Genomic DNA, 25640 nt, shown 5'->3' on the forward strand with positions numbered 1-25640 from the left:
ATTTTGGATAAATTCTGAACAGCTTCGGGCTTAGCACCCAAGGTAGGAAGACGAGCGGAACTGGCGCTCTCAGGCGCTTTGAGCTACCCGCCGGGTCATTCCGGCGAGTGGAAGCTCAGGCTGTAGTTCACCGCTTTCGGGCCCGGATCGAGGATGTCCAGGGAGATGTGGATCGGCGTCTGCGGCGGCATCTCGCTCTGCCCGGCCAGCTCGCCGGAGAGGTATTCGCTGGGCTTGAATCGGCGGCTGGCGATCAGTTGGCCGTTGAGGTCGGCGAAGCGCATTTCCAGCAGCGGGAAGGGCTGGGAGAAATTGGCGCGGTTGTAGATGATCGCGTCCACTACCAGTGCGCCGCTGAAGTCCGGGTGGCTGCGCACCACCAGGTTGCTGCTGCGGATCTGCTCCACGTCGACCTTGGACGGCAGGGTGCAACCCAGCTCCGGGCAGGCCTGGGCGAACCAGGGACGGTACTGGTCCTGGCGGGCCAGTTCGTCGAAGTGATAGGCGATGTACTGGCCGGCGAGGCCGGCCAGGGCCAGCAGCACCAGCAGCAGCCAGAACAGGCGGCGGCCCCAGCGGCTCCTGGGTTTCTGCCAGTCCAGTTGCAGCGGTTCGTCGCTCAGGTCGTGCAGGCCGTCGCTACCCAGCCCCGGCTCGGCGCGGCGGCTGTCGGCGCGCTGGTCGGCCAGCGGCGGCTCTTCGTCCTCATCGTCGACGGCATCGGGCTCGTCGTCATCGCGGCGGGCGCTGAAGGCGGGGAGCTTCTCGTCGTCGGTCTCGGCGCGCAGGGGGGCGGGGTCGATGCGCGGTTCGTGCTCCGGTTCGTCCTCCGGCTCCTCCGGCTCGGGCTCCTGGTCGGCTACCAGGCGTGCGCTGGCGGGCGGCTCCTCCGGCTCGTCCGCGGGCAGCTGGCCGAGGCTGGGCTCCTGGCGGGACACACGGCTGGCGCCTTTCTGTTCCTCTTCGATCAGGGCCTCGGCCCAGCGTTCGTCGTGCGGGTCGCGCTTCTCTTCCTGGCGAATCTGCAGGGCTTCGCTGGGGCGCGGGGCGCGTTCGATGCTGAGAAATTCCTGGGACAGCTCGAACTCGTCGAGCTTGGCCAGTTCCTCGTCGAGATTGAGGCTGTCCAGGTCGAGATCGTCGTGTATCCACAGCGTCTCGTCTTTCTTTGCCGTTAAGGGAGCGGATTTGGCTGGCTCGCTAATCACGGTTGCCGCCGGGGCAATCACCGTGGTCGCGGCAATGGCCGGGGCGGGTTCGGGAGCCGGTGTCGGTTTTGCTTCCACCTTCGGTTCAGCGATGGCGGGTTTTTCCGCCACATCGCTGGAGTGCCGCGCGGCATGGGGCGCCAGCGGCCAGCCAAGGGTGGCGGTGCCGGGGACGCTCGCTGCGGCGGGCTTTTCGGGGGTGAAGGTGCTGAAGGCCGGCGTGGGAATCGGCGCCGCGGCGACCGGCTCCGGAGCTTTGGGCGGAGCCGCTTGCACGACCGGCTCCGGTGCAGATGCCGGTTCGGTGGCTTCGATGGGCAGCGCCGCGCTGGCTGGCGCTGTCGGTGCCTGGGTCGGCTCGCCCACCATGTTCTGCGGCGCGCTGAACACCTTCAGGCAGGTTCCGCAGCGCACAGCACCGCTGGCCGCGCCCAGTTGCGCCGCGTTGACGCGGAATCGGGTCTGGCAGTGGGGGCACTGTGTGATGAAGCTGTCGCTCATGCGGCGGTCCGGCGGAAAAATCTGGCGGTTAGTCTAACTCAAGCCCCGTACGGCGGGCACTCAGCGGCGGCGGCCGCTGATGCGGATCCAGCCATCGCGCTCGGCGGTCGGGTCGAGGTCGAAGGCGCCGGCATAGGCGGCGCGCACTTCCTCGGCCTGCTCGGCGAGGATGCCCGAGAGGGCCAGCAGGCCACCGGATTTCACCAGCCCGGTGAGCTGCTCTGCCAATGTGACCAGCGGGCCGGCCAGAATGTTCGCCACCAGGACGTCCGCTTGTTCCTTCGGCAGATCAGCGGGCAGGTAGACGGGGAATTTCGCCGGGTCGATGCCATTGCGCGAGGCGTTGTCCCGCGAGGCTTCCAGCGCCTGCGGGTCGATGTCGGTACCCACCGCCTGTTCGGCCCCCAGCAGCAGGGCGGCGATGGCGAGGATGCCCGAGCCGCAGCCGAAATCCAGCACCTGCTGGCCGGCCAGCTCCTGGCCGTCGAGCCATTCCAGGCACAGCGCGGTGGTCGGGTGGGTGCCGGTACCGAAGGCCAGGCCCGGGTCGAGCAACAGGTTCACCGCTTCCGGCTCCGGAGCGTCGTGCCAGCTGGGGACGATCCACAGGCGGCGGCCGAAACGCATGGGCTTGAAGTTGTCCATCCAGCTGCGTTCCCAGTCCTGGTCGGCGATGTGTTCGATCTGGTGCTGGGGCAGTTCGCCGCCGGTCAGCAGGGTCAGATGGGCGATCAACGAGGTTTCGTCGGTGTCCGCCTCGAACAGCGCGAGCAGGTGGGTGTGGCTCCACAGCGGCGTGGTGCCAAGGTCCGGTTCGAAGATCGGCTGGTCTTCGGCGTCCATGAAAGTCACCGATACAGCGCCGACTTCCAGCAGTGCATCTTCATAGGTTTCCGCCTGATCCGGGGTGATGGCGAGTCGGACTTGGAGCCAGGGCATGGGCGGAACCTCGATAGTGCTGGGATGGTGCTGGAAAGACAGCGGGCCGCCTGGGCGGCCCGCAGATAAAGGCGGCAAGCTTACTGCACGGCACCTTGCCATGCCAGCGGGCAGGGGCCGCAAAGCACAAGGGCCGCCCGGAGGCAGCCCTTGTGGTGGAGCGAGGCAAGGCAGGGCTTAGTGCTTGTCCATGCCCAGCTTCTTCTCCAGGTAGTGGATATTCACGCCACCCTTGCAGAACTCTTTATCGCGGACCAGCTCCTTGTGCAGCTCGGTGTTGGTCTTGATGCCATCGACGATCAGCTCGTCCAGCGCGTTGCGCATGCGCGCCATGGCTTCATCGCGGTCCTTGCCGTAGGTGATGATCTTGCCCACCAGCGAGTCGTAGTTCGGCGGTACGGCGTAGCCGCTGTACAGGTGCGAATCCACACGCACGCCATTGCCGCCCGGCGCGTGGAAGTGCTTCACCTTGCCGGGGCTGGGCATGAAGGTCTTCGGGTCTTCGGCGTTGATCCGGCATTCCAGCGCATGGCCACGGATGACCACGTCCTCCTGCTTGAACGACAGCTTGTTGCCCGAGGCGATGCTGAGCATCTCCTTGACGATGTCGATCCCGGTGACCATCTCCGACACCGGATGCTCCACCTGAACGCGGGTGTTCATCTCGATGAAGTAGAAGCGGCCGTTCTCGTAGAGGAACTCGAAGGTGCCGGCGCCACGGTAGCCGATTTCCACGCAGGCCTGGACGCAGCGGGCCAGCACTTCGGCGCGGGCCTTCTCGTCGATGCCCGGGGCTGGGGCTTCTTCCAGTACCTTCTGGTGACGACGCTGCAGGGAGCAGTCGCGGTCGCCCAGGTGGATGGCGTTGCCCTGGCCGTCGGAGAGGACCTGGACTTCCACGTGACGCGGGTTGGTCAGGAACTTCTCCAGGTAGACCATCGAGTTGCCGAAGGCCGCGCCCGCTTCGGTGCGGGTCAGCTTGGCGGACTTGATCAGGTCTTCCTCGTGGTGCACCACGCGCATGCCGCGACCGCCACCGCCACCGGCGGCCTTGATGATCACCGGGTAACCCACTTCGCGGGCGATGGCCAGTGCGGTTTCTTCGTCTTCGGGCAGCGGGCCGTCGGAGCCCGGTACGGTCGGCACGCCGGCTTTCTTCATGGCGTCCTTGGCGGACACCTTGTCACCCATCAGGCGGATGACGTCGGCGCTCGGGCCGATGAAGGTGAAGCCGGAGCGTTCGACCTGCTCGGCGAAGTCGGCGTTCTCGGCGAGGAAGCCGTAGCCGGGGTGGATACCCACGGCGCCGGTGACCTCGGCCGCGGCGATGATCGCCGGGATGTGCAGGTAGGACTGCGCGGCCGGGGCCGGACCGATGCAGACCGCTTCGTCGGCCAGCGACAGGTGCATCAGCTCACGGTCGGCGGTCGAGTGCACGGCCACTGTCTTGATGCCCAGCTCCTTGCACGCGCGCAGGATGCGCAGCGCAATTTCGCCGCGGTTGGCGATCAGTACTTTTTCCAACATCGCAGGCTCCCCGCGCTTTAAACGATGGTGAACAGGGGCTGGTCGAATTCGACCGGCTGACCGTTCTCCACGAGGATCTGACCGATCACGCCGCTGGTCTCGGCCTCGATGTGGTTCATCATCTTCATGGCTTCGACGATGCAGAGGATGTCGCCTTTCTTCACGCTCTGGCCGACTTCGACGAAGTTGGCGGAAGTCGGCGAGGCAGCGCGGTAGAAGGTGCCGACCATCGGCGAGCGCACGGCGCCGGCGAGGTTCTGCGCAGCCGGAGCGGCTTCAGCGGCCGGAGCGGCAGCGGCGACCGGAGCGGCGGCGGGGGCCGGGGCGGGTGCGTAGGCAGGAGCGGCGGCATAGATCGGCTGGGCGGCGGTCTTGCTGTGGCGGCTGATGCGTACGGACTCTTCGCCCTCTTTGATCTCCAGTTCGTCGATACCGGATTCTTCGAGCAGTTCGATCAGTTTCTTGACTTTACGGATGTCCATCAGTGTTCGCTCTCCCAGGTGAGGTCACGGGCGTTCAAGTTGTTCGAGGGCGGATTCCAGGGCCAGGCGGTAGCCTGTGGCTCCCAGACCGCAGATCACCCCTACCGCCACGTCGGAGAAGTAGGAGTGATGCCGGAAAGGTTCACGTTTGTGCACGTTGGAGAGGTGCACTTCGATGAATGGGATGCTCACTGCGAGCAATGCGTCACGTAGAGCGACACTTGTATGCGTAAAAGCGGCCGGATTGATCAGGATGAAGTCCACGCCTTCGTTGCGCGCGGCGTGGATCCGGTCGATCAGCTCGTACTCGGCGTTGCTCTGCAGGTGCATCAGGTGGTGGCCGGCCTCGCGGGCGCGGCGCTCCAGGTCCTGGTTGATCTGCTCAAGGGTGACGGAGCCATACTTGTCGGGCTCGCGGGTGCCCAGCAGGTTGAGGTTGGGCCCGTGCAGTACCAGTAAGGTCGCCATCTGGATGCTGTAGTCCTTGTTCTTGGCGGGATAAAGATAGGGCGGGACTATGCCGGAAAGCCGGCGTGACTGTCCAGTCATGCGGGTTTTGCCGTAGATGTCAGCATGTTGCCAGCCGATTACGGCAAAACCGTTGCAGTCAAACTGTGATCAGGAGCGCGTTCCCGCCTGTTTGAGGCGGTCGGCGAGGGTGGCGGCATCGGTCTCGCCGATGATGCGCAGATCGCTCCATTCGTCGCCTTTTGGCGAGAAGAACAGCAGCGCGGGCGGGCCGAACAGGTTGTAACGGTCGAGCAAGGCGCGCTGCTCTTCGGTGCTGGCGGTCATGTCGAAGCGCAGCAGGACGAAGCCGGGCAGCTGCGACTGCACCTCCGGCGCCGGCAATACCTGGCGCTCGATGATCTTGCAGCTGATGCACCAGTCGGCGTACCAGTCCAGCAGCACCGGGCGGCCGCTGGCCGAGGCGCTGCGCAGGGCGGCATCCAGTTGGGCCGGGCTGGTGATGTTCTGCCAGTCGCCGGGAGTGGCGCTGGGCGGACCGGCGTGGGTCCTGACACCGCTGCGGCCCAGCGGGTGCAGCGGGTCGGATTCACCGCGCAGGGCGCCGGTCCAGGCGGCCACGGCGTAGACCAGCAGCATCAGGCCAAACAATTGCCCAAGGCGCTGCAGCGGCTTCTTCGGCCCCAGTTCGAGGGTGCCGATGGCCAGGGCGACGCCGCCGGCGAGGGTGCCCCAGAGCGTCAGCGCCACCGGGCCGGAGACCAGTCGTTCGAGCATCCAGATGGCGACCGCCAGCAGCATCACGCCGAAGACGTTGCGCACGCCGTTCATCCAGGCGCCACTCTTGGGCAGCAGTGCCCCACCGCCGACGGCGAAGATCACCAGCGGCGTGCCCATGCCCAGGCCGAGGGAGAACAGCAACAGGCCGCCGCCCACTGCGTCGCCGGTGCTGCTGATATAGAGCAGCAGGCCGGCCAGCGGGGCGGTGACACAGGGCGATACCAGTAGGCTGGAGAGCACGCCGAGGGTCGCTGCGCCGGCGATGGAGCCGCCGCGGGTGTTGTTGGCCATGTTGTCCAGGCGTTCGCGCAGGAAGCCCGGCAGGCGCATCTCGAACACGCCGAACATGGCGATGGCGAAGACCACGAAGAACGCTGCGAAGGGGATCAGCACCCAGGGCGACTGCAGCATCGCCTGCAGGTTGAGCTTGGCGCCGAACAGGCCCATCAGCGTGCCGAGCACCGCGTAGCAGGCCGCCATTGGCAGCACGTAGGCGAGCGACAGCGCCAGGCCACGCATGCCACCCGGACGGCCGCGCAGGACCACGCCGGAGAGGATCGGCAGCATCGGTAGCACGCAGGGGGTGAAGGTCAGCGCCAGGCCCAGCAGGAAGAAGATCACCAGCGCGCGGCCGAGTTTCTTGATCTTGCCCGGCTCGTGGTCGCCCAGCAGGCCGGCCAGCGGGTTGCCCGCGCTGGAGGCGGATTGGGCGACGGCGGAGGGCGCGGCGCCGGCCACGACGCTGGCGGCCTGGCCGTCGGCGATCTGCAGGCGGGTGGTTTCCGGCGCGTAGCACAGGCCCTTGTCGGCGCAGCCCTGGTAGTTGACCACCAGGGTGAAGGGTTTGTGCTGCGGGTTGATCAGCGGTACGTCGATATCGGTGATGGCGTAGTAGACGACGGTGTCGCCGAAATAATCGTCATGGTGCTGCTTGCCCGGCGGCAGCTTCACTTCGCCGACGCTCACGCCGCTGTCGGCGGGCTCGACCTTGAAGCTGAACCGGTGCTGGTACAGGTAGTAGCCGTCGGCATTGATGAAGCGCAGTTTCACCTGCTGGCTATCGCTGTCCTCGACGCTGACGCGGAAGGCCTCGGCCACCGGCAGGAAATCGCCCTTGGCCGGTTGTCCGGCGGCGAAGCCGCCCTTGTCGGCGGGTTTGTCGAACAAGCCGGCGGAGGCGGGCAGGGCGACGAGAAGCAGGAGCAGGGTAAGCAGGCGGCGCATGGACATCTCGCGGACTACAGGGTGGCGGGCATGATAGCGGAAAGCTCCCGGCGCGGCCCGCGCCGCTGGCCGAAGAGCTGTCACAAGAAGTGATCGGTCGCTTGGGACTGCGCCAGAGCCTCCGGGTTCCAAAGACGCGCCTGCGTCAATCGGCCGCGTGCTGGCCGAAGGCTGCCAGAAGATCGCTGACGAAGGCCTGCTCGGCATCGCCGGGGTGGCGGCCGCGGTGGCGGGTCAGGCTGAAGGCCACGTCGAAGCCCAGCTCGTCGGGCAGCAGTTCGCGCAGTTGGCCGCGCTCGATCCAGGGCTGGGCGACGTGCTTGGGCAGATAGCCGATGTGCGCGCCGGAAAGGATGAAGGCCAGGCTGCCGTCCACCTGTTCGCAGCGCGCGCTGCTGCGGCTCGTCTGCAATGGCTCGTCGGCGGCGATGAAACGGTAGGGGTGCAGCACCTGGTCGGCGTCGGCCAGGGAATCGCGGGTCGGTTTCGTTTCCGTGAACGCAGGATGGCCCGCACCGCAATAAAGGCCCTGGGGTTCGACGAACAGGGTATGGTGCTCCAGCGCCGCCTGGGTGCCGGCGAAGTAGCCGACCGCCAGGTGCAACCGGTCTTGCAGCAACAGGCGCTCCAGCTCGGCGGGCGTGGCTGTCACCAGTTCCAGGCTGACCGCTTCGTTGCGCTGGCGGAAGCGCCGGATCGCCCCGGACAACTGCGCCAGCACCTCCACATCCAGGCCCTCTGACAGGCCGATGCGCACCTCGCCCAGCAGCTTGTCCGCTACGCCGCGCGCCTCGTCGCGGAAGCCCTCGATGGCGACGAACAGGCGCCGCGTCGATTGCAGCAGGTGCTCGCCCTTGGGCGTCAGGCGGAAGCCGCCCTTGCCGCGTTCGCACAGGCGATAGCCCAGGCGCGTCTCCAGCTTGGCCATCTGGATGCTGATGCTCGGCTGGCTCAAGCCCAGTTCACCTTGCGCCGCGCTGAAGCCGCCGCACTCCACCACGGTGACGAACAGGCGCAGCAACTGCAGGTCGAGGTCGCGCAATTGGCTGAGCATGGCCGTCTCCAAACATTGCCAATATGAAATGCCAAAGTAATTAACTTTGTATTTTTGCAAAGTAAAGCCCACGCCATGCTCGCCCCACAACGACAACAATCTCGAGGCGATAATCATGCGTGTGTTCCTCCGGGCTTCCCTCGCGGCCTTGGCCGTGGCCCTGGCCATACCCTTGCAGGCGCAGGAGCGGGTGCTCAACCTCTATAACTGGGCGGATTACGTGGGCGCCGATGCGCTGCAGCGTTTCCAGAAGGAAACCGGCATCCGCGTCAAATACGACACCTTCGACAGCGCCGAGGTGCTCGACAGCAAGCTGATGACCGGCCGCAGCGGCTATGATGTCGTTTTCCCCGCCAGCAGCGGGCTGGCCCGCGCCATCCAGGCGAAGGCTGTGCAGCCGGTGGACGATGCGCAGTTGAAGAACTTCGCCAACCTCGACCCGGAACTGCTCGCCAAGCTGGCCGCCATCGATCCGGGCAACCGCTTCGGCGTGCCCTACACCTGGGGCACCGTGGGCCTGGCGATCAACAAGGACGAGGTGCTCAAGCGCATCCCCGACGCGCCGCTGGATAGCCTCGACCTATTGTTCAAGCCCGAGTACGCCAGCCGCCTGGCCGATTGCGGCATCTCGCTGATCGACTCGCCCCAGGAAGTCATCAGCGTGGCGCTGAACTACCTCGGCAAGTCGCCGTACAGCACTGATCCGGCCGACCTTGCCCAGGTGCGCGAGCTGCTGGGCAAGCTGCAACCCAACGTGCGCTACATCGCCAGCGGCAAGCACATCAATGACCTGGCCAATGGTTCGCTGTGCGTCGCCCTGACCTACACCGGCGACGCGCTGATGGGCGCTGCGCAGGCCAAGCAGGCGAACAAGCCGTTCGAGGTGATCTACCGGATACCCAAGGAGGGCACGCTGATCTGGTTCGACACCATGGCCATCCCGGTGGACGCGCCGCACCCGCAGGAGGCGCGGGCCTTCATTGACTTCATGCTGCGCCCGGAGTCCATCGCCGAACTGACCAATACGTTGTACTTCGCCAACGCCAACCAGAAGGCCACGCCGCTGCTCAACGCCGACGTGGCGGGAGACCCGGACATCTACCCGCCGGCGGCGATGCGCCAGAAGTTGTTCGGCGAGCAATTGCTGACGCTCAAGCAGCAGCGCGACCGCACGCGGCTGTGGTCGGCGTTCCGTACCCGCAACTGACGAACAGGCTTACGTAGGGCGGATACCGCTCCAGCGTTATCCGCCCTACGTAGTTGAGTGCCTGGGACTCCCTCTCCCCCCGCCCTCTCCCTGAAGGGAGAGGGAGCCACTCGGAGTGGTCGGCAGACACGGCGTTCCGCCTGATGCCGATCCATCCCCTCTCCCTTCAGGGAGAGGGTCAGGGAGAGGGGGATCCCGCAGACACTGAACCATCAGAACAACACAACAAAGACATTGATGAGGACACCATGGATCTCGCCCAAGACAACGACCAGGCCATCACCCGCGACAGCCTATACGGCACCGCTGCCGAATCCACCTACGCCGGCATCACCAGTTTCATGCGCCGCCGCTACAGCCGCGACCTGCGCGGCGTGGACCTGGTGGTCAGCGGTGTGCCCTTCGACACCGCCACCACCAACCGTCCCGGCAGCCGCTTCGGGCCGCGGGCGATTCGTGCCGCCTCGGTGCAGATGGCGTGGGCCCGGCACTTCCCCTGGGAGTTCGACCCCTTCGACCACCTGGCGGTGATCGACTACGGCGACTGCTCCTTCGACCACGGCGTGCCGCAGGAAACCCCGGAAGTCATCGAAGCCCACGCTGCGCGCATCCTCGATGCCGGTTGCGCGCTGCTGACCCTGGGTGGCGATCACTTCATCAGCTACCCGCTGCTCAAGGCCCACGCGAAGAAGCACGGCCCGCTGTCGCTGATCCACTTCGACGCGCACAGCGACACCTGGCCCGACGAGGACTGCCAGCGCATCGACCACGGCACCATGTTCTACCACGCGGCCCGCGAGGGATTGGTGGACCCTTCGCGCTCGGTGCAGGTCGGCCTGCGCACCACCAACGACGACGTGATGGGCTTCCAGGTGCTGGACGCCCGCGAAGTCCATCGTCACTCGCCGCAAGCCATCGCCGAGCGCATCCGCGCACGGGTCGGCGACAACCCGGTGTACCTGACCTTCGACATCGACTGCCTCGACCCGGCCTTCGCTCCGGGCACCGGCACGCCGGTGTGCGGCGGGTTGAGCTCGCACCAGGCGCTGGAAGTCCTCCGCGCATTGCGTGGCATCAACCTGGTGGGGATGGATGTGGTGGAAGTCGCGCCGCCCTACGATAGCGCCGAGATCACCGCCCTGGCCGGCGCGACCCTGGCGATGGAGATGGTTTGCCTGTATGCGGCACGGCACAAGCTGGGCGAGCGTTGAGTCCACGCTGAACTGCAGGGGCACAATCGTAGGAGCGGACTTTGTCCGCGATTGACTCAACGCCCGCTCCAGATCGCCCGATGGCGCCAGGCTGATCCATCGCGGACGGAGTCCGCTCCTACGCTTCCTGTGGGGGGGGCGTACAGCTGGCAAGAGCTCCTACAGGTCGAGTCCGTTACACCCGGAACGCCCGCACAGCGGTATGCAATGCCCCGCCCAGCTCCTGCAACTGTTCGCCCTGGCTGCGTCCCTGGCCGATCAGGCGCAGGTTCTGGCTACCCAGTTCGTGGATGCGTTCGCTGTGTGAGCGGATTTCACTGACCGCGCCACTCTGTTGCGCAGAGCTTTCGGCAATGCGTTCGGCCATGCTGGCGATGGTGCGGATGGCGCCGACCACCTCGTCCAGCGCGCCCTCGGCGGCGCCGGCCTGGTTGGCAGTGATTTCCGCATGCTCGACCTGGCTGCGCATCGCTTCCACCGATTGTCGCGCGGCCTGTTGCAGGCGTTTGGTGAGCTGCTGGATTTCCTCGGTGGCGCCGGCGGTGCGCAGGGCCAGCGAGCGCACTTCCTCGGCCACGACGGCGAACCCGCGGCCTTGTTCACCGGCGCGCGCGGCCTCGATGGCGGCGTTGAGCGCCAGCAGGTTGGTCTGTTCGGCGATGGAGCGGATCACCCCCAGCACGTTGCCGATGGTGGCCGATTCTTCCGCCAGGTTCTCGATGGCCTGGGCGTTGCTCTGCACTTCGTCCACCAGCGCGCGCATGCCATTGAGGCTGTTGCCGATGACCTGCTGTCCCTGTTCGACGGCCGCGCCGGCGGCATGGCTGGCCGAGGCCGCCTGGCTGGCGTCGCCGGCCACCTGCTGGATGGCCGCCTCCATGTCGCCCAGCGCGTCGCGGATTTCCCCGGTATCGCTGGCCTGGCGCTCGGCCCCGGCGTGCAGGCCGCCGCTGAGTTCGGCCAGGGCGCGGCTGCTGCCGGCCACTTCCTCGGCGCGCTGGTGGATGGTGCCGACCAGGGTGCCGAGGAAGTCGCGCAGGCGGTTCAGCGATTCCTGCAGTTCCACCAGGTCGCGGGTGCGGGTGTTCAGCGCGATGGGCGTGGCGAAGTCCCCGCGCGCCCAGGTCGAGAGCGCCGGGACCAACTGACCGAGCACGCGCGCCAAACGGCGTTGCAGGGTGTCGATGAGCAGCGCGGTGGCGAGGATCAGGGCGATCAGTGCGCCCTGGATGACGCGTACCTGTGCCTGGATCTTCGAGCGCTCCTCGCGCACCTGCGGCTCCAGAGTCGCCAGGGCCTGCTGCACGGCGCCCAGGCGCTGGGCGGTGGCGCTGGCCAGCTCCTGGCGCTGGGCAACCAGTTGGCGGGTGCGGTCCAGTTCGTCGGGGTAGCGACGCAAAACACTGGCAAGGTCGCGCTTGAGGGTGACGCCGCGATCTTCGCTCTGCGCCTCGGCGGCCGGTTGGGATTCCAGGCCCATCATCGCGGCGAAGTCGTCGGAGGCCGATGCCTGCTGTTCCAGCACGCCCAGCAGCGGCAGGGCGTCGATGCGCTCAGCCAGCTGGCGCAGGGTTTCCAGCTCGCGCTGGATATCCTCGGCCAGTGCCGGGTTGCCGCTTTCCACCAGCTTGGCGCGGGCGTGGGCCAGGCGCGTCAGGTGCAGGCCGGCCTGCAGCAGCGGGGGGCGGTACTCGGCGGCGGCAGGGTTCTGGCTGGCGTCGGCGTAGGCGCCGAGCTGGTCCAGTGCGGCCAGCAGGTCACGCTCGGCCTGCAGCAGCAGCCCCTGCGGATCACCCGCCAGCTTGCCGGCGGCGAGCAACTGGTTGCCGCTGAACTGGCGCAGTTCGTCGAGGCGCTGGCCGAGCAATTGGCTGAGGCTGTCCGGCAGTTGCGGCAGCTCCGCGGCCAGTTCGTCCAACGCCTGCTGCGCGGCTTTCTGCTTGAGTGCGTCGCCGCTGGCGAGGTACGCCTGGATGTTCTGCGCCACCTTGCGCTCGAAGCCCTGGGAGAGTTCCAGGTAGCGGTCCATCAGCGTGAAGGGGCGCTCCAGTGCACGTTGCGACCACCAAAGGGTGGCGCCCAGCGCGAGGCAGACGAGCAGGAGCAGGAAGGTGTTGAGGTTGGTGAGCAGCTTGAGGCGCATGGCAGGTCTCGACCGACAGCGAAAAACGGCGAGCCCTGAACCTATTGCAGTTTGGTTACTGGCTGATGACACGGTGCCAGCATTTGGTCGGGAAATGGCGCGGCAGAGCGCCGCGCTGCCACTGCTGGGTGTTACTTGAAGACCTCGACGCGATTTCGGCCACCGTGTTTGGCGGTGTACAGCGCCTCGTCAGCCTGCTTGGCGAGGGTCTTGATGTCCATCTCCTCGCCCAGCTCGGCGATGCCGCAGCTGAAGGTGCAGGAGAGGTCATGGGGCTGCGCCGGGTAGTGGATCTCGGCGAAGCGCTGGCGGATTTCCTCCAGCACCTTGCGCGCGGCCGCGGCGTCGGTGTCCGGCAGCACCACGGCGAATTCCTCGCCGCCGTAGCGGCCGATGTGATCTGTCTTGCGCAGGCGCTGCTTGAGGAACAGCGCCAGGCTCTTGATCACCCGGTCGCCCATGGGGTGGCCATAGGTGTCGTTGACCCGTTTGAAGTGGTCGATGTCGAGCATCGCGAACGTCAGCGGGCGCTCCTCGCGGCGCGCGCGGAAGCGGGCATCGTCGAGCAATTGCAGGGTATGGGTGTGGTTGTACAGGCCGGTCAGGCTGTCGCGCACCATCCGCGCCTTGAGGCTGCGGGCGCGGGCGGCGCGGTTGCGCACGGTGGCGATCAGGTGGCGCGGCTTGATCGGCTTGGTGAGGAAGTCGTCGCCGCCTTCGCTCATGGCGTCCAGCTGCTTGTCCAGGTCGTCCTCGGCGGACAGGTAGATGATCGGCACGCTGACGTAGCGCTCGTGCTGGCGGATCACCTTGGCCAGCTCGGTACCCAGGCATTCGGGCATGTACATGTCGAGGATGATCAGGTCCGGCTGGAACTCGGCCAGCTCGGCCATCACCGACAGCGGCGCGGTGAGCGCGCGGGTGACGATGCCGGCGCTGTTGAGGACCATCTCGGTGTGCGCGGCCTGGGCGCGGGAGTCGTCGACGATCAGTACGCGGAACGGCTCGTAATGAGCCACGCGGGTCAGCGTCTCGATCTTCTCCAGCAGGCCGGAAGCGTCCAGCGCGCCGCTGAAGAAGTCCTGGCCACCGGCGCGGGCGGCAGCCAGGCGGGTTGGGGTGTCGGTTTCCTCATGGCTGAAGAACAGCACCGGCAGTTTCTGCTTCAGGCCCGCCTGGGCCTCGTCGGCCAGGGCCAGGCCCTGGCCGCCCCCGAAGTCGATTTCCATGACGATGGCTGCCGGATGGCGGTCTGCCATGGCGGCGCGGAAGGCGTTGGCGTGCTCGCAGGGCTGCGCGGCCATGCCGAAGAATTCCAGCTGCTGGGCCAGGCGCTCGGCGCGCTCCAGGTCCTGCAGGGCCAGGTAGACCGGCTTGCGCAGCGGCGGCAGGTGGGTGTGCTCGAACTGGTCGCCATGGCGCAGGCCGGTGCGCGACAGGCGCTGCATCAGCCGGTTTAGCTCGGTGATCAGCTCGCTGGACAGGCGCCCGCGGTTGTCCTGCACGGCGCGCAGGCACTGGTCGATGGCCTTGGCGAGGTCGGCGTGCTCGGCCTGCTCGAAGCGTTCGGCGTAGCGCTGCAGGCGCAGGCAGGCCTCGGCCAGCTCGGCCATTCCGGCGCTGTTCCACTCCGAGCGCGACAGGCGCTGCCAGACCTCCAGCAGGTGGCGGGCCTGGTGAATCACCCGCTGGGCGAAGTGATGCTTGAGGCGGTCGAGGGATGGATCGTCGAGCTCGGTCATCGCGCGCTTCTTTATAGGGCCGTACCGGCGGCCTGCGGGGCGAATATGTTTCCGCCGTGATACACACTGATGGCCCTATGCTACCAATCCTTGATGGCAATAACAGTGCCTTCGGTCAAACATCTCAAGCTTTGTAATTCGCACCATTACCTAGCACCATGCGCAGGGTAGGCTGCGTTGGCCTGCCCGGGTGCGGCATGCTTGCGCAGCGAGGCCTAAAATCGCGGCACCCTGGGGCCGGTTGCAGGTCCAAGCTATCTTCGAATTCGGGACATCAAGGAACTTGCCATGTGGAACTGGAAGAAACGCGGCTCCGTGCGTGATCGCGTGGATGACACGGTAGACAATGCGCGCGCCTACTTCGGCGGCCCCTGGCTGGGCCGCGTACTGGGCGGCCTGCTGGGTGCCTACCTGGTGGTCTGCGGGGTGATCGGCTGGTACTGGAGCCAGGAACCGGACCTGTTCCCCGTGCAGCAGAACGCCCAGGCCGCCGCCGAGCGCGCCGGCCGGCAGATGGTGGTGGGCTACACCACGGTGGAAACCCTCAAGGAAGTGGTCGCCACCATCCTCAACAAGCCGGGTGGCTACCTGTCCAACGACATCTTCCCGCCGGGCGTCTGGCTGGACAACATGCCCAGCTGGGAATACGGCGCCCTGGTCCAGGTGCGCGACCTGTCCCGCGCGCTGCGCAAGGACTTCGCCCGCTCCCAGTCGCAGTCCACCGAGGACGCGGACCTGGCGCGCGCCGAGCCGCGCTTCAACTTCGACAACAAGAGCTGGGCGCTGCCGTCCTCGGAGTCCGAGTACGCCGAAGGCATCAAGTCCCTGGACCGCTACCTCGGCCGCCTGTCCGCCGATCCGGCCGGCGCGCAGTTCTACGCCCGCGCCGACAGCCTGAACAACTGGCTGGGTGACGTCTCCACCCGCCTGGGCTCGCTGTCTCAGCGCCTCTCGGCCAGCGTCGGCCGGGTCAAGCTGAACACCAACATCACGCCGATGCAGCCGGTCGCGCCGGGCCAGGCGCCGCAGGTCGAGGAAGTGGTCCAGGAAACCCCCTGGATGCAGATCGACAACGTGTTCTACGAAGCCCGCGGCCAGGCCTGGGCGCTGTCGCACATCCTGCGCGCCATCGAGGTGGACTTCGCCGACGTGCTGGCGAAGAAGAACGCCACCGTCAGCGTGCGCCAGATCATCCGCGAGCTGGAGGCCGCCGAGGCGCCGCTGTGGAGCCCGATGGTCCTCAACGGCAGCGGCTTCGGCGTGCTGGCCAACCACTCGCTGGTGATGGCCAACTACATCTCCCGCGCCAACGCCGCGATCATCGACCTGCGCCAACTGCTGGCCCAGGGCTGATCGATGGAAGGCATCAGCCGCAAGGAAGCCGCCCACCGGGCGGCTTCGGACGCCGAGAAGATCGCCTGGGTCGACGACGACGACCAGTTGCTGGGCAGCCTGCCGCGCGCCGAACTGCGCGCGCGCGGGCTGATCGGTCGGGGCACCTTCATCCTGCTGTTCAACTCTGCCGGCGAGCTGTGCGTTCACCGGCGCACCCTGAGCAAGGCGGTCTACCCCGGCTACTGGGACCCGGCAGCCGGCGGCATGGTCCAGGCCGACGAAAGCTACGCCGAGTCCGCCGCCCGCGAGCTGGAAGAAGAGCTGGGCATCGCCGGCGTCGAGTTGCGCGCCCACGGCACCTTCTTCTTCGACCAGCCGGATAACCGCCTGTGGTGCGCGGTGTTCTCCGCCGTTTCCGACGCGCCGCTGCGCTTGCAGCCGGAGGAAGTGCTGGAAGCGAAATTCATCGACCCGCACCAGGCGCTGGTCGAGGCGAAGGCGGGCGCGCTGTATTGCCCGGATTCGCTGGCGGCGTTACGCAAGTATCTGGTCAGTTTCTGAGGGTTCGCCGCAGGCTTTGAAGCATCGCGGACGGAGTCCGCTCCTACGCCAGGGTCAGCATCCGGGTAGGAGCGGACTCTGTCCGCGATCGCTCGATCCGACTTCCAGCTGTCCTGAAAAGAGGGCATGTCGCCAAACCACCGATCAATGACGCATTTTCGGTCTTAGCATTTGCCTTCAATGCTGCTAAATTGCGCGACCTTTCCGGCAGGGTCCTCCGCCGGGAATTGCGCAGCCCCTGCCTGAGTGGGGCGTCGCGGTCGGTACCCGCCGGCCATTCGTTGACCTGGCCCGAAGAGGCCAATCCTGGGGAAACGCCCGGTGGTCAAGAAAGCATCCTCCCTGTCCGCCCTCGGCGGGCTCGTCTACTCCACTGATTCCGGCCGGCACTGCCCGGACTGCAATCAGCCCGTTGGCGCGTGCATCTGCAAGCAGGCCGAGATTCCGGCCGGCGATGGCATCGCTCGCGTGCGTCGGGAAACCAAGGGCCGCGGTGGCAAGACCGTAACCACGGTGACCGGCGTGCCGCTGGCGGCCGATGCGCTGAAGGACCTGGCCACGGCGCTGAAGAAGCGCTGCGGCACGGGTGGCGCGCTGAAGGACGGCATCATCGAGATCCAGGGCGACCACGTCGACCTGCTGCTCGAAGAGCTGACCAAGCGCGGCCTCAAGGCGAAGAAATCCGGCGGCTGAGCCGTCTTCTGTCGCAAGCGACTCTCCCCTGTCGAGAACGGGTTCCAGGCGATGCGCGTCGTGCGCATGGCCGGCAAGCCCTTTCCCTAGATGGGAGATTTATCGGCGCGCCCTGGGCGTGTCGTCGGATTTTCCTAAACTTACCGCCAACCCCGGCGGTCAACACGGCAACGTCACGAGGCCCGGCTAGGTTTACACCACCAGGCCTGACGACTCACCCGCACGCCGGGCGGGCGCCTGCACACATTCGCGCAAATTGAGGAGACCACCCCGCATGGCCGCTAGACGGACCCGCAAAGACGACGGCAGCAACTGGACCGTGGCAGACAGCCGCAGCATCTACGGAATTCGCCACTGGGGCGCTGGCTACTACGCCATCAACGACGCCGGTAACGTGGAAGTTCGCCCGCAGGGCGCCGATGCCCAGCCGATCGATCTGCACGGGCTGGTCGAGCAGCTGCGCGAGGCGGGCCTGTCGCTGCCGCTGCTGGTGCGCTTCCCGGACATCCTCCAGGACCGCGTGCGCAAGCTCACCGGCGCCTTCGACGCCAACATCGCGCGCCTGGAATACAGCAGCCGCTACACCGCGCTGTACCCGATCAAGGTGAACCAGCAGGAAGCGGTGGTGGAAAGCATCATCGCCACGCAGAACGTCTCCATCGGCCTGGAGGCCGGCTCCAAGCCCGAGCTGATGGCCGTGCTGGCGCTGGCGCCCAAGGGCGGCACCATCGTCTGCAACGGCTACAAGGACCGCGAGTTCATCAAGCTGGCACTGATGGGGCAGAAGCTCGGCCACAACGTGTTCATCGTGATCGAGAAGGAATCCGAGGTGCAGCTGGTGATCGAGGAAGCCGCCGTGATCGGCGTGCTGCCCCAGGTCGGCCTGCGCGTGCGCCTGTCCTCGCTGGCATCGTCGAAGTGGGCCGATACCGGTGGCGAGAAGGCCAAGTTCGGCCTGTCCGCCGCGCAGCTGCTGTCGGTGGTCGAGCGCTTCCGCGCCGCCGGCCTGGACCAGGGCGTGCGCCTGCTGCACTTCCACATGGGCTCGCAGATCGCCAACCTGGCCGACTACCAGCACGGCTTCAAGGAAGCCATCCGCTACTACGGCGAACTGCGTGCCCTCGGCCTGCCGGTGGACCACGTGGACGTCGGCGGCGGCCTGGGCGTGGACTACGACGGCACCCACTCGCGCAACGCCAGCTCGATCAACTACGACATCGACGACTACGCCGGTGTGGTGGTCGGCATGCTGAAAGAGTTCTGCGACGCGCAGGGCCTGCCGCATCCGCACATCTTCTCCGAGAGCGGCCGCGCACTGACCGCGCACCACGCGGTGCTGATCACCCAGGTCACCGACGTCGAGCGCCACAACGACGAAGTGCCGAAGATCACCGACCTGGCCGAACAGCCGGAGATCGTCCAGTGGCTGGCCGACCTGCTCGGCCCGACCGACGCCGAGATGGTCACCGAGACCTACTGGCGCGCCACCCACTATATGAGCGACGCCGCCGCGCAGTACGCCGAGGGCAAGATCAGCCTGGCGCAGAAGGCCCTGGCCGAGCAGTGCTACTTCGCCATCTGCCGCCGCCTGCACAACCAGCTCAAGGCGCACCAGCGTTCGCATCGCCAGGTGCTCGACGAGCTGAACGACAAGCTGGCCGACAAGTACATCTGCAACTTCTCGGTGTTCCAGAGCCTGCCCGACACCTGGGCCATCGGCCAGGTGCTGCCGATCCTGCCGATCCACCGCCTGGGCGAGGAACCGACCCGCCGCGCGGTACTGCAGGACCTGACCTGCGACTCCGACGGCAAGATCACCCAGTACGTCGACGAGCAGAGCATCGAGACCAGCATGCCGGTGCACGATGTGAAGGAAGGCGAGGACTACCTGATCGGCACCTTCCTGGTCGGCGCCTACCAGGAAATCCTCGGCGACATGCACAACCTGTTCGGCGACACCGACTCGGTGAACGTCTACCAGAACGCCGACGGCAGCTTCTACCATGCCGGCATCGAGACCCACGACACCATCGAGGACATGCTGCGCTACGTGCACCTGTCGCCCGAGGAGCTGATGACCCACTACCGCGACAAGGTCGCCGGGGCCAAGCTCACCGTTCGCGAGCGCACCCAGTACCTTGATGCGCTGCGCCTGGGGCTGACCCGCTCGGCTTACCTGTCGTCCTGATGGATTGGCGGTACGCGTAAGCAAAAGCCCCGCTTCGGCGGGGCTTTTGCTTTTCCGTTTGCGTGGGCGAGAGGCAGAGCGTAGGAGCGGATTTATCCGCGATGCTCTTCAGCAGCGGCGGACCTATCGCGGACATAGTCCGCTCCTACGACATCACCTCGCACCGGAGCTGGATTGCAGAAGCAGCTTTCAGGCGTCTCTCAGTTCGAAGGTCGTGAACAGCAAGTTCAGTTCGCGCCAGAGTTCGGCTGTACCGTATGGCGCCGGCGTGGCTATCAGCTCGGGATCGAGCTGCCGCCCGCTGCGGGCCAGTTGTACCACGAAGTTATCCACACCCATTGCGCGCAGGCGCAGGGCCAGGCGGCGGAGTTTATCCAGGTCGAACAATTGCCAATGCACGGTCATCCGGCACTCGTGTGCCACGCCGCTCTCCAGCAACAGTTCCAGGCTGCGCCAATTGGCCAGCCCACTGCGCTTCACGCCGGTGATGGCGTCCATGTCTTCGGCCAGTCCCTTCACGTCGAACCCCACCCAGTCCGCATGGGGCAGTGCACGGGCAAAGGACTCCGGGCGGATACCGGCGCTGTGCAGCCCGGCGCGGAAACCCATCTCGCGGACGCTCGCCATGGCATCGGGCAGGGCGTTCTGCAGGGTCGCTTCGCCGCCGCTGAAGACCACACCTTGCAGCAGCCCCTGGCGACGGCGGAGGAAGGCGAGGATGTCATCCCAACCGATTTCCTCCACGCCGCGCGGAGCAATCAGCTCCGGGTTGTGGCAGTAGCGACAGCGCCACGCGCAGCCCTGGCAGAACAGTACGCAGGCGAGCAGGCCGGGGTAGTCGAGGGTGGTCAGGGGCACCAGGCCCCCGACCCTGAGCGTGGCGCTCATCGCGTCTCGCGGAAGTGGCGGCGCTCGCGGTGCTCGGATTGCTTGCCGGCGTTGAAGGCCGTCACCGGGCGGTGATAGCCCATCACGCGGGTCCACACCTCGCAGCGCTGGCGCTGGCTTTCGGGCAATTGGTTCGCGGTCATCGGTAGTGCTCCTTTTTTGCGGGGATGAAAGTGAACGGAGGATCAGCCGCCACAGCAGCTCTTGGGCGCGGCTTTCTGCAGCGCGGCTTCGTCGCACTTCGGGCAGAACTCGTGTTCGCCGGCGAGGTAGCCGTGGACGGGGCAGATGGAGAAGGTCGGCGTTACCGTCAGGTAGGGCAGGCGGAAGCGCCCGAGGGCGGTGCGCACCAGGGTCTTGCAGGCCTCGGCGCTGGAGATGCGCTCGGCCATGTACAGGTGCAGCACGGTGCCGCCGGTGTACTTGCACTGCAGGGCGTCCTGCAGTTCCAGCGCCTCGAACGGGTCGTCGGTGAGGCCCACCGGCAACTGCGAGGAGTTGGTGTAGTAGGGCGCGTCCGGCGTGCCGGCCTGGAGGATGTCGGCGTGGCGCTTCTGGTCCTCGCGGGCGAAGCGGTAGGTGGTGCCTTCGGCCGGGGTAGCTTCGAGGTTGTAGAGGTGGCCGCTGTCTTCCTGGAAGCGCACCAGCCGCGCCCGTACATGGTCCAGCAGCTCCAGCGCGATCTGCCGGCCGGACTCGGTGTGCAGGCCTTCGCGATCATCGGTGAAGTTGCGCACCATCTCGTGCAGGCCGTTCACGCCGATGGTGGAGAAGTGATTACGCAAGGTGCCGAGGTAACGTTTGGTGTACGGGTAGAGCCCGGCATCCATGTGCTGCTGGATGACCTTGCGCTTCACTTCGAGGCTGTCGAAGGCCAGCTCCAGCAGGTAGTCCAGCTGGCGGTGGAGCCCGGCCAGATCGCCGCGATGGCGGTAGCCCAGGCGCGCGCAGTTGATCGTTACCACGCCCAGCGAACCGGTCTGCTCAGCCGAGCCGAACAGCCCGTTGCCGCGCTTGAGCAGCTCGCGCACGTCCAGTTGCAGGCGGCAGCACATGGAGCGCACCTGATTGGGCTGCATGTCCGAATTGAGGAAGTTCTGGAAGTACGGCAGGCCGTAGCGCGCGGTCATCTCGAAGAGGCGCGTGGCGTTGTCGCTGTCCCAGGGGAAGTCGTGGGTGATGTTGTAGGTCGGGATCGGGAAGGTGAACACCCGGCCGTGGGCGTCGCCGGCCTGCATCACTTCGATGTAGGCGCGGTTGATCAGGTCCATCTCGGCCTGCAGGTCGCCGTAGGCGAAGGGCATTTCTACGCCGCCGACGTAGGGAATCTGTTCGCGCAAATCTTCCGGGCAGACCCAGTCGAAGGTCAGGTTGGTGAAGGGCGTCTGGGTGCCCCAGCGCGACGGCACGTTGAGGTTGTAGATGAATTCCTGCAGGGCCTGGCGCACCTGTTGATAACTCAGGCCGTCCTTGCGCACATAGGGAGCGAGGTAGGTGTCGAAGGAGCTGAACGCCTGGGCGCCGGCCCATTCGTTCTGCAGCGTGCCGAGGAAGTTGACCATCTGCCCCAGTGCGCTGGACAGGTGTTTCGGCGGCCCGGCCTCGACCCGCCCCGGTACACCATTCAGGCCTTCGCTGAGCAGGGTGCGCAGCGACCAGCCGGCGCAATAGCCGGCGAGCATGTCGAGGTCGTGGATGTGCAGGTCGGCCTCGCGGTGGGCGACGGCGATACCCGCGCTGTACACCTCGTCCAGCCAGTAGTTGGCGGTGACCTTGCCGGACACATTGAGGATCAGCCCGCCCAGGGAGTAACCCTGGTTGGCGTTGGCGCGCACCCGCCAGTCTTCCCGCGACAGGTACTCGTTCATCGACGCGGCGACGTCCACCAGCGTCTTGCGCTCGCGGCGCAGGCGGCCGTGGCGTTCGCGGTAGACGATGTAGGCGCGCGCGGTGGGGTAGTGGCCGGCTTCCATCAGGGTGCGCTCGACCATGTCCTGCACCTGTTCCACGTCGAGATCATTCTGCGCCGGCAGGCGCGCCAGCACGCGGCGGGTCAGCTCCTGCGCGTGGGGCGCGGAGAACTCGCCGCTGGCTTCGCCGGCGGCGGCAATGGCGCGTTCGATCTTGCTCGGGTCGAAGGCTGCGGCGTTGCCATTGCGCTTGCGCAGGCTGGCGGGAAGAGGGGCGGTCCGTGTCAGGGGCATTGGCTGGATTCCACAACATGCTGTGTCTCGACTTATTCAAGACAACAAGATGTTGTGGGAATCTAACGATATTGCCCGTAGGGAAATTGACCTCGGTCAACGTCGCCTGTCAGTCAATTTTTGCCATCGGAGGTATTGACCGCCGCTCGGCGCGACTCCGTCCGGCAAGTGCGCCAGTTGCTCTGTGACAGATGTCAGGGCTGGCTCCAGGCGTCTGCGGTCGGTTCGCGAGCAAGCTCGCTCCTACAGCCCGGGCCGACCTGCTCTACGTAGGAGCGAGCTTGCTCGCGAACGGGACTGCGCGCCAAACGCGGGGAGCCTTCAGCCCAGCAACGGCACCAACCGCTCTGCCAGGCGACCGGCGAGCTTCTCGTCGGTGACGTTGGTGAAGCTCATGAGCAATGCCGGTTCGCGCCTGGCCTCCACGCACCAGGCGTTCAGCGCTTGCAAACCGAGGCCGTCCGCGTGGGCGCGGCGGGCGACGGCGAGGTCATCCTGTTCCAGCGCGCCGATCAGGTGCAGGCCACCGGGCGTATCGGCGAAGCGCAGGTGTTCGCCCAGGCGATCCTCCAGCGCACTGCGCAGCCACTGACGGCGCTGGGCGTAGAGCGTGCGGGTGCGCTTGAGGTGACGGGCGAAATGGCCTTCCTGCATGAAGTCGCAGAGGGTCGCCTGGAGCAGCTCGGCGCAGCCCGACGTGAACACCTGCTGGGCGCGCACGAAGTCTTCCACCAGCTCCGCCGGTACTACGAGATAGCCCAGACGCAGCGCCGGATAGAGCACCTTGCTGAAGGTGCCGGTGTAGAGCACGCGGCCGGCGCGGTCGAGGCTTTTCAGTGCCGGCAGGGGGAAGCCGGCGTAGCGGTATTCGCTGTCGTAGTCGTCCTCGACGATCCAGGCGCCGCTGCTCGCCGCCCAGTCCAGCAGGGCCAGGCGCCGTGGCAGGCTGAGGGCGACGCCGGTGGGGCTTTGCTGCGACGGGGTGATCAGTGCGAAGCGCGCGTCCGGCGCGCGGGCGATGCCGTCCTCCACGCGCAGGCCATCGCCATCCACCGCGACCGGCACCGGCACACCGCCGGCGCGGCGCAGCAGTTCGCGGCCGCGCGGGTAGCCGGGGTCCTCGTGCCAGAAGCGCTGGCCGGGCTCCAACAAGGTGCGGCTGATCAGGTCCAGTGCACCCTGGTAACCGGCGCAGATGAATACCTGTGCCGGGTCGCAGGCGATGCCGCGGGAGATGCCCAGGTAGCCCGCCACCGCCTCGCGCAGCGGGCCGTAGCCGCAGGGTTCCGGGTAGGCGAGCATCGATGCGCTTTGCTGGCGCAGTCGGCGTGCGCACAGGCGTGACCAGAGCGCGCGGGGGAAGGCGTCCAGCGCCGGCACGCCGAGCTGGAACGGCCGCAGGGCGGGGCCGTGGGCGATCAGGCCGGGCAGGCTGCGTTCCACGGTCGCCGGGGCGATGGCCACGGGCGGTGCGCTTTCCGTGCGGCCGGCGAGTTGCGGGGAGACCACCGTGCCGGCCGGACCGCGCGCCAGCAGATAGCCCTCGCTGGTCAGCAACTGGTAGGCGAGCTCCACCGTGCCGCGCGCCACGCCCAGTTCGCCGGCCAGGCCGCGCACCGGCGGCACGCGCTCGCCCGGCCGCAGTGCGCCACGGGTGATGGCGTCGCGGATGCGCTCATAGAGTTGCCGATAGATCGGCAGCTCGTGGCTCGGGTCCAGCGGCTGGCGGAACGAGTCGGTGGGCGCGCTCATGGCCTGGAAGGTTCGTGAGGAAGTGGGGAAGGTGACTATGCCATGACCGGTATCAAGTCGTCCCGGCAGACCCGATGCAGGATCAGCGTCTAGGCTTGCAGGCAGTGTTGAAAAGCGGGCGCGACGCCTCCATCTGGTAGGGCAGAACCCGCTTTTTCCACCTGTTCGCCTCGCAGTGCGCGCAGCGGCTCCGGCTGCCCGCGCGAATCCCCCGTGTCCCAGGCGCCGACAGGTCCAACGCATGTGAGGAGTGACCGCTACCGATGGAATTCAAGGACTATTACGCCGCGCTCGGGGTCGAACCCGACGCCGACGACAAGGCGATCAAGACCGCCTACCGCAAGCTCGCGCGCAAGTACCATCCAGACGTCAGCAAGGAGCCGGACGCCGAGGCGAAATTCAAGGACGTCTCCGAGGCCTACGAAGTGCTGAAAAGCCCGGAAAAGCGCGCCGAGTACGATGAGCTGCGCCGCTACGGCCCGCAGGGGCCGCAATTCGAGGCGCCGCCCGGCTGGCAGCCGCGCGGGGGCTTCGACGGCCCGCCGCCGGGGCACGAGCAGGACTTCAGCGACTTCTTCGAGCAGATCTTCGGTGCCCGCGCAGGCGGCCCCCAGGGCGGCTTCGGTGGCGCCCGCCAACCGCGCCAGCACCGTGGCCAGGACATCGAGATGGAAGTGCCGCTGTTCCTCGAGGAGACCCTGTCCGGCGAGAGCCGGCCGATCAGCTTCAGCCTGCCCAGCTACGACGAGTACGGTCGCAAGCTGCCGCCGCAGAACAAGACGCTGAACGTGAAGATCCCCGTGGGCACCGCCGACGGCGAACGCATCCGCCTCAAGGGGCAGGGCGCGCCAGGCGTCAATGGCGGGCCGGCGGGCGACCTGTACCTGGTGATTCGCCTGGTACCGCACCCGGTGTTCGACGTCGATGGCCGCGACCTGATCGTCACCGTGCCGGTGGCGCCCTGGGAAGCGGCGCTCGGCGCCAAGGTGGAAGTGCCCACCCTGGGCGGCCGGATCAACCTCGGCATTCCGGCCAACAGCCAGGCCGGCCAACGCCTGCGCATCAAGGGCAAGGGCCTGCCGAACAAGGGCGATGCCGCCGCCGGCGACTTGTACGCCGTGCTCAAGGTGGTGATGCCGAAGACTGCGGATGACGCGACACGCAAACTCTGGGAAGAACTGGCTGCCAAGGCGGCCTTCGACCCCCGTGCCGATTGGGGTAAACGCGCATGACGACGACAGTGATGGTGGTGGACCTCGACGAGCTCTGCCAGTCGGTGAACCTCCCCCGCGACGTGCTCGTCGAGATCGTCGAGGTGGGCATCGTGGAGCCCCGTGAGCAAGGCGCAGGGCACTGGGTTTTCGATTACCAGGCGGTCAGCGTGGTGCGTCGTGCCGTGCGCCTACGCCGTGAATTCGAACTGGATTGGCCGGGCATCGCCCTGGCGTTGCGCCTGCTGGACGAGGTCGACGAACTGCGCGCGGAGAACCGTTACCTGCGCCAGCGCCTGGCGCGCCTGCTGGAAGACTAGGC

Annotated in this window: 19 protein-coding genes and 1 pseudogene; 8 read left to right on the forward strand and 12 right to left on the reverse strand. The window is 66.8% G+C overall.

Annotated elements, in window-relative coordinates; translation table 11 throughout:
• Positions 1–95 precede the first annotated feature (95 nt).
• The 7 genes from G4G71_RS06390 to G4G71_RS06420 form a co-directional block, all read right to left on the reverse strand.
• Entirely contained in the window at positions 96–1709 is a 1614-nt protein-coding gene (locus G4G71_RS06390) for a DUF3426 domain-containing protein (protein WP_169936248.1), read from the reverse strand.
• A gap of 60 nt (positions 1710–1769) precedes the next feature.
• The gene (gene prmA / locus G4G71_RS06395) at positions 1770–2648 is read right to left on the reverse strand and encodes a 50S ribosomal protein L11 methyltransferase (RefSeq protein ID WP_169936250.1); all 879 of its coding nucleotides are present in this window, start codon (positions 2646–2648) and stop codon (positions 1770–1772) included.
• Positions 2649–2825: 177 nt separating this feature from the next.
• Entirely contained in the window at positions 2826–4175 is a 1350-nt protein-coding gene (gene accC / locus G4G71_RS06400) for an acetyl-CoA carboxylase biotin carboxylase subunit (RefSeq protein WP_054906434.1), read from the reverse strand.
• Positions 4176–4192: 17 nt separating this feature from the next.
• Complete coding sequence (gene accB / locus G4G71_RS06405) at positions 4193–4657, reverse strand: acetyl-CoA carboxylase biotin carboxyl carrier protein (protein ID WP_054906435.1); 465 nt, start codon at positions 4655–4657, stop codon at positions 4193–4195.
• A 24-nt stretch (positions 4658–4681) separates the two neighbouring features.
• Entirely contained in the window at positions 4682–5125 is a 444-nt protein-coding gene (aroQ, locus tag G4G71_RS06410; RefSeq protein WP_015479055.1) for a type II 3-dehydroquinate dehydratase, read from the reverse strand.
• A gap of 150 nt (positions 5126–5275) precedes the next feature.
• On the reverse strand, positions 5276–7129 hold the full coding sequence (locus G4G71_RS06415; protein WP_169936252.1) for a protein-disulfide reductase DsbD: 1854 nt from the start codon (positions 7127–7129) through the stop codon (positions 5276–5278).
• Between the two features lie 145 nt (positions 7130–7274).
• Positions 7275–8183, reverse strand: coding sequence for a LysR family transcriptional regulator (locus G4G71_RS06420; RefSeq protein WP_169936254.1), 909 nt, complete (start codon positions 8181–8183; stop codon positions 7275–7277).
• A 115-nt stretch (positions 8184–8298) separates the two neighbouring features.
• Between G4G71_RS06420 and G4G71_RS06425 the strand changes: the two genes are divergently transcribed.
• Both G4G71_RS06425 and speB read left to right on the forward strand, forming a co-directional pair.
• Positions 8299–9390 (forward strand): polyamine ABC transporter substrate-binding protein, encoded by a 1092-nt coding sequence (locus G4G71_RS06425; protein WP_169936256.1) that lies wholly within the window; start codon positions 8299–8301, stop codon positions 9388–9390.
• 248 nt (positions 9391–9638) lie between these two features.
• A complete protein-coding gene (gene speB / locus G4G71_RS06430) occupies positions 9639–10601 on the forward strand; it encodes an agmatinase (RefSeq protein ID WP_169936258.1) in 963 nt (320 codons plus the stop codon).
• A gap of 175 nt (positions 10602–10776) precedes the next feature.
• On the opposite strand, the gene G4G71_RS06435 is transcribed toward speB, so the two are convergent.
• The gene (locus tag G4G71_RS06435) at positions 10777–12744 is read right to left on the reverse strand and encodes a methyl-accepting chemotaxis protein (RefSeq protein ID WP_169936260.1); all 1968 of its coding nucleotides are present in this window, start codon (positions 12742–12744) and stop codon (positions 10777–10779) included.
• Between the two features lie 131 nt (positions 12745–12875).
• Positions 12876–14486 carry a GGDEF domain-containing response regulator gene (locus tag G4G71_RS06440; RefSeq protein WP_169936262.1) on the reverse strand — a complete coding sequence of 537 codons (1611 nt, stop codon included), beginning with the start codon at positions 14484–14486 and terminating at the stop codon, positions 12876–12878.
• Positions 14487–14774: 288 nt separating this feature from the next.
• On the opposite strand from G4G71_RS06440, the gene G4G71_RS06445 reads away from it, so the two are divergent.
• The 4 genes from G4G71_RS06445 to speA all read left to right on the forward strand — a co-directional run bounded on the left by G4G71_RS06445 (position 14775) and on the right by speA (position 19263).
• The gene (locus G4G71_RS06445) at positions 14775–15839 is read left to right on the forward strand and encodes a DUF2333 family protein (protein WP_024766968.1); all 1065 of its coding nucleotides are present in this window, start codon (positions 14775–14777) and stop codon (positions 15837–15839) included.
• A gap of 3 nt (positions 15840–15842) precedes the next feature.
• Positions 15843–16382, forward strand: a complete 540-nt coding sequence (locus G4G71_RS06450) for an NUDIX hydrolase (protein ID WP_169936264.1) — start codon at positions 15843–15845, stop codon at positions 16380–16382.
• A 321-nt stretch (positions 16383–16703) separates the two neighbouring features.
• Positions 16704–17075 carry a translation initiation factor Sui1 gene (locus G4G71_RS06455; protein ID WP_024766966.1) on the forward strand — a complete coding sequence of 124 codons (372 nt, stop codon included), beginning with the start codon at positions 16704–16706 and terminating at the stop codon, positions 17073–17075.
• Positions 17076–17349: 274 nt separating this feature from the next.
• Entirely contained in the window at positions 17350–19263 is a 1914-nt protein-coding gene (speA, locus tag G4G71_RS06460) for an arginine decarboxylase (RefSeq protein WP_045216427.1), read from the forward strand.
• A 189-nt stretch (positions 19264–19452) separates the two neighbouring features.
• Here the strand turns inward: speA and G4G71_RS06465 are convergent, their stop codons facing one another.
• From G4G71_RS06465 to pdxR, 3 genes and pseudogenes are all read right to left on the reverse strand, one after another.
• The gene (locus tag G4G71_RS06465) at positions 19453–20151 is read right to left on the reverse strand and encodes an anaerobic ribonucleoside-triphosphate reductase activating protein (protein ID WP_169936266.1); all 699 of its coding nucleotides are present in this window, start codon (positions 20149–20151) and stop codon (positions 19453–19455) included.
• A pseudogene (locus tag G4G71_RS06475) lies at positions 20148–22355 on the reverse strand (ribonucleoside triphosphate reductase). The gene G4G71_RS06465 and the pseudogene G4G71_RS06475 overlap by 4 nt, the downstream one beginning before the upstream one ends.
• A gap of 321 nt (positions 22356–22676) precedes the next feature.
• The gene (pdxR, locus tag G4G71_RS06480; protein WP_169936270.1) at positions 22677–24107 is read right to left on the reverse strand and encodes a MocR-like pyridoxine biosynthesis transcription factor PdxR; all 1431 of its coding nucleotides are present in this window, start codon (positions 24105–24107) and stop codon (positions 22677–22679) included.
• Between the two features lie 263 nt (positions 24108–24370).
• On the opposite strand from pdxR, the gene cbpA reads away from it, so the two are divergent.
• Positions 24371–25339 (forward strand): curved DNA-binding protein, encoded by a 969-nt coding sequence (gene cbpA, locus G4G71_RS06485; protein WP_169936271.1) that lies wholly within the window; start codon positions 24371–24373, stop codon positions 25337–25339.
• A complete protein-coding gene (locus G4G71_RS06490) occupies positions 25336–25638 on the forward strand; it encodes a chaperone modulator CbpM (protein ID WP_024766161.1) in 303 nt (100 codons plus the stop codon). The genes cbpA and G4G71_RS06490 overlap by 4 nt, the downstream gene beginning before the upstream one ends.
• The last annotated feature ends 2 nt before the right edge of the window (positions 25639–25640 follow it).

Source organism: Pseudomonas multiresinivorans, from assembly GCF_012971725.1.
In the GTDB taxonomy this organism is placed as follows: Bacteria; Pseudomonadota; Gammaproteobacteria; order Pseudomonadales; family Pseudomonadaceae; genus Pseudomonas; species Pseudomonas multiresinivorans.

What these genes read in the sequence shown, in the direction of transcription:
- G4G71_RS06390 (WP_169936248.1), bottom strand. Translation starts at nt 1,709, where the DNA reads ATGAGCGACAGCTTCATCACACAGTGCCCCCACTGCCAGACCCGATTC.
- prmA (WP_169936250.1), bottom strand. Translation starts at nt 2,648, where the DNA reads ATGCCCTGGCTCCAAGTCCGACTCGCCATCACCCCGGATCAGGCGGAA.
- accC (WP_054906434.1), bottom strand. Translation starts at nt 4,175, where the DNA reads ATGTTGGAAAAAGTACTGATCGCCAACCGCGGCGAAATTGCGCTGCGC.
- accB (WP_054906435.1), bottom strand. Translation starts at nt 4,657, where the DNA reads ATGGACATCCGTAAAGTCAAGAAACTGATCGAACTGCTCGAAGAATCC.
- aroQ (WP_015479055.1), bottom strand. Translation starts at nt 5,125, where the DNA reads ATGGCGACCTTACTGGTACTGCACGGGCCCAACCTCAACCTGCTGGGC.
- G4G71_RS06415 (WP_169936252.1), bottom strand. Translation starts at nt 7,129, where the DNA reads ATGCGCCGCCTGCTTACCCTGCTCCTGCTTCTCGTCGCCCTGCCCGCC.
- G4G71_RS06420 (WP_169936254.1), bottom strand. Translation starts at nt 8,183, where the DNA reads ATGCTCAGCCAATTGCGCGACCTCGACCTGCAGTTGCTGCGCCTGTTC.
- G4G71_RS06425 (WP_169936256.1), top strand. Translation starts at nt 8,299, where the DNA reads ATGCGTGTGTTCCTCCGGGCTTCCCTCGCGGCCTTGGCCGTGGCCCTG.
- speB (WP_169936258.1), top strand. Translation starts at nt 9,639, where the DNA reads ATGGATCTCGCCCAAGACAACGACCAGGCCATCACCCGCGACAGCCTA.
- G4G71_RS06435 (WP_169936260.1), bottom strand. Translation starts at nt 12,744, where the DNA reads ATGCGCCTCAAGCTGCTCACCAACCTCAACACCTTCCTGCTCCTGCTC.
- G4G71_RS06440 (WP_169936262.1), bottom strand. Translation starts at nt 14,486, where the DNA reads ATGACCGAGCTCGACGATCCATCCCTCGACCGCCTCAAGCATCACTTC.
- G4G71_RS06445 (WP_024766968.1), top strand. Translation starts at nt 14,775, where the DNA reads ATGTGGAACTGGAAGAAACGCGGCTCCGTGCGTGATCGCGTGGATGAC.
- G4G71_RS06450 (WP_169936264.1), top strand. Translation starts at nt 15,843, where the DNA reads ATGGAAGGCATCAGCCGCAAGGAAGCCGCCCACCGGGCGGCTTCGGAC.
- speA (WP_045216427.1), top strand. Translation starts at nt 17,350, where the DNA reads ATGGCCGCTAGACGGACCCGCAAAGACGACGGCAGCAACTGGACCGTG.
- G4G71_RS06465 (WP_169936266.1), bottom strand. Translation starts at nt 20,151, where the DNA reads ATGAGCGCCACGCTCAGGGTCGGGGGCCTGGTGCCCCTGACCACCCTC.
- pdxR (WP_169936270.1), bottom strand. Translation starts at nt 24,107, where the DNA reads ATGAGCGCGCCCACCGACTCGTTCCGCCAGCCGCTGGACCCGAGCCAC.
- cbpA (WP_169936271.1), top strand. Translation starts at nt 24,371, where the DNA reads ATGGAATTCAAGGACTATTACGCCGCGCTCGGGGTCGAACCCGACGCC.
- G4G71_RS06490 (WP_024766161.1), top strand. Translation starts at nt 25,336, where the DNA reads ATGACGACGACAGTGATGGTGGTGGACCTCGACGAGCTCTGCCAGTCG.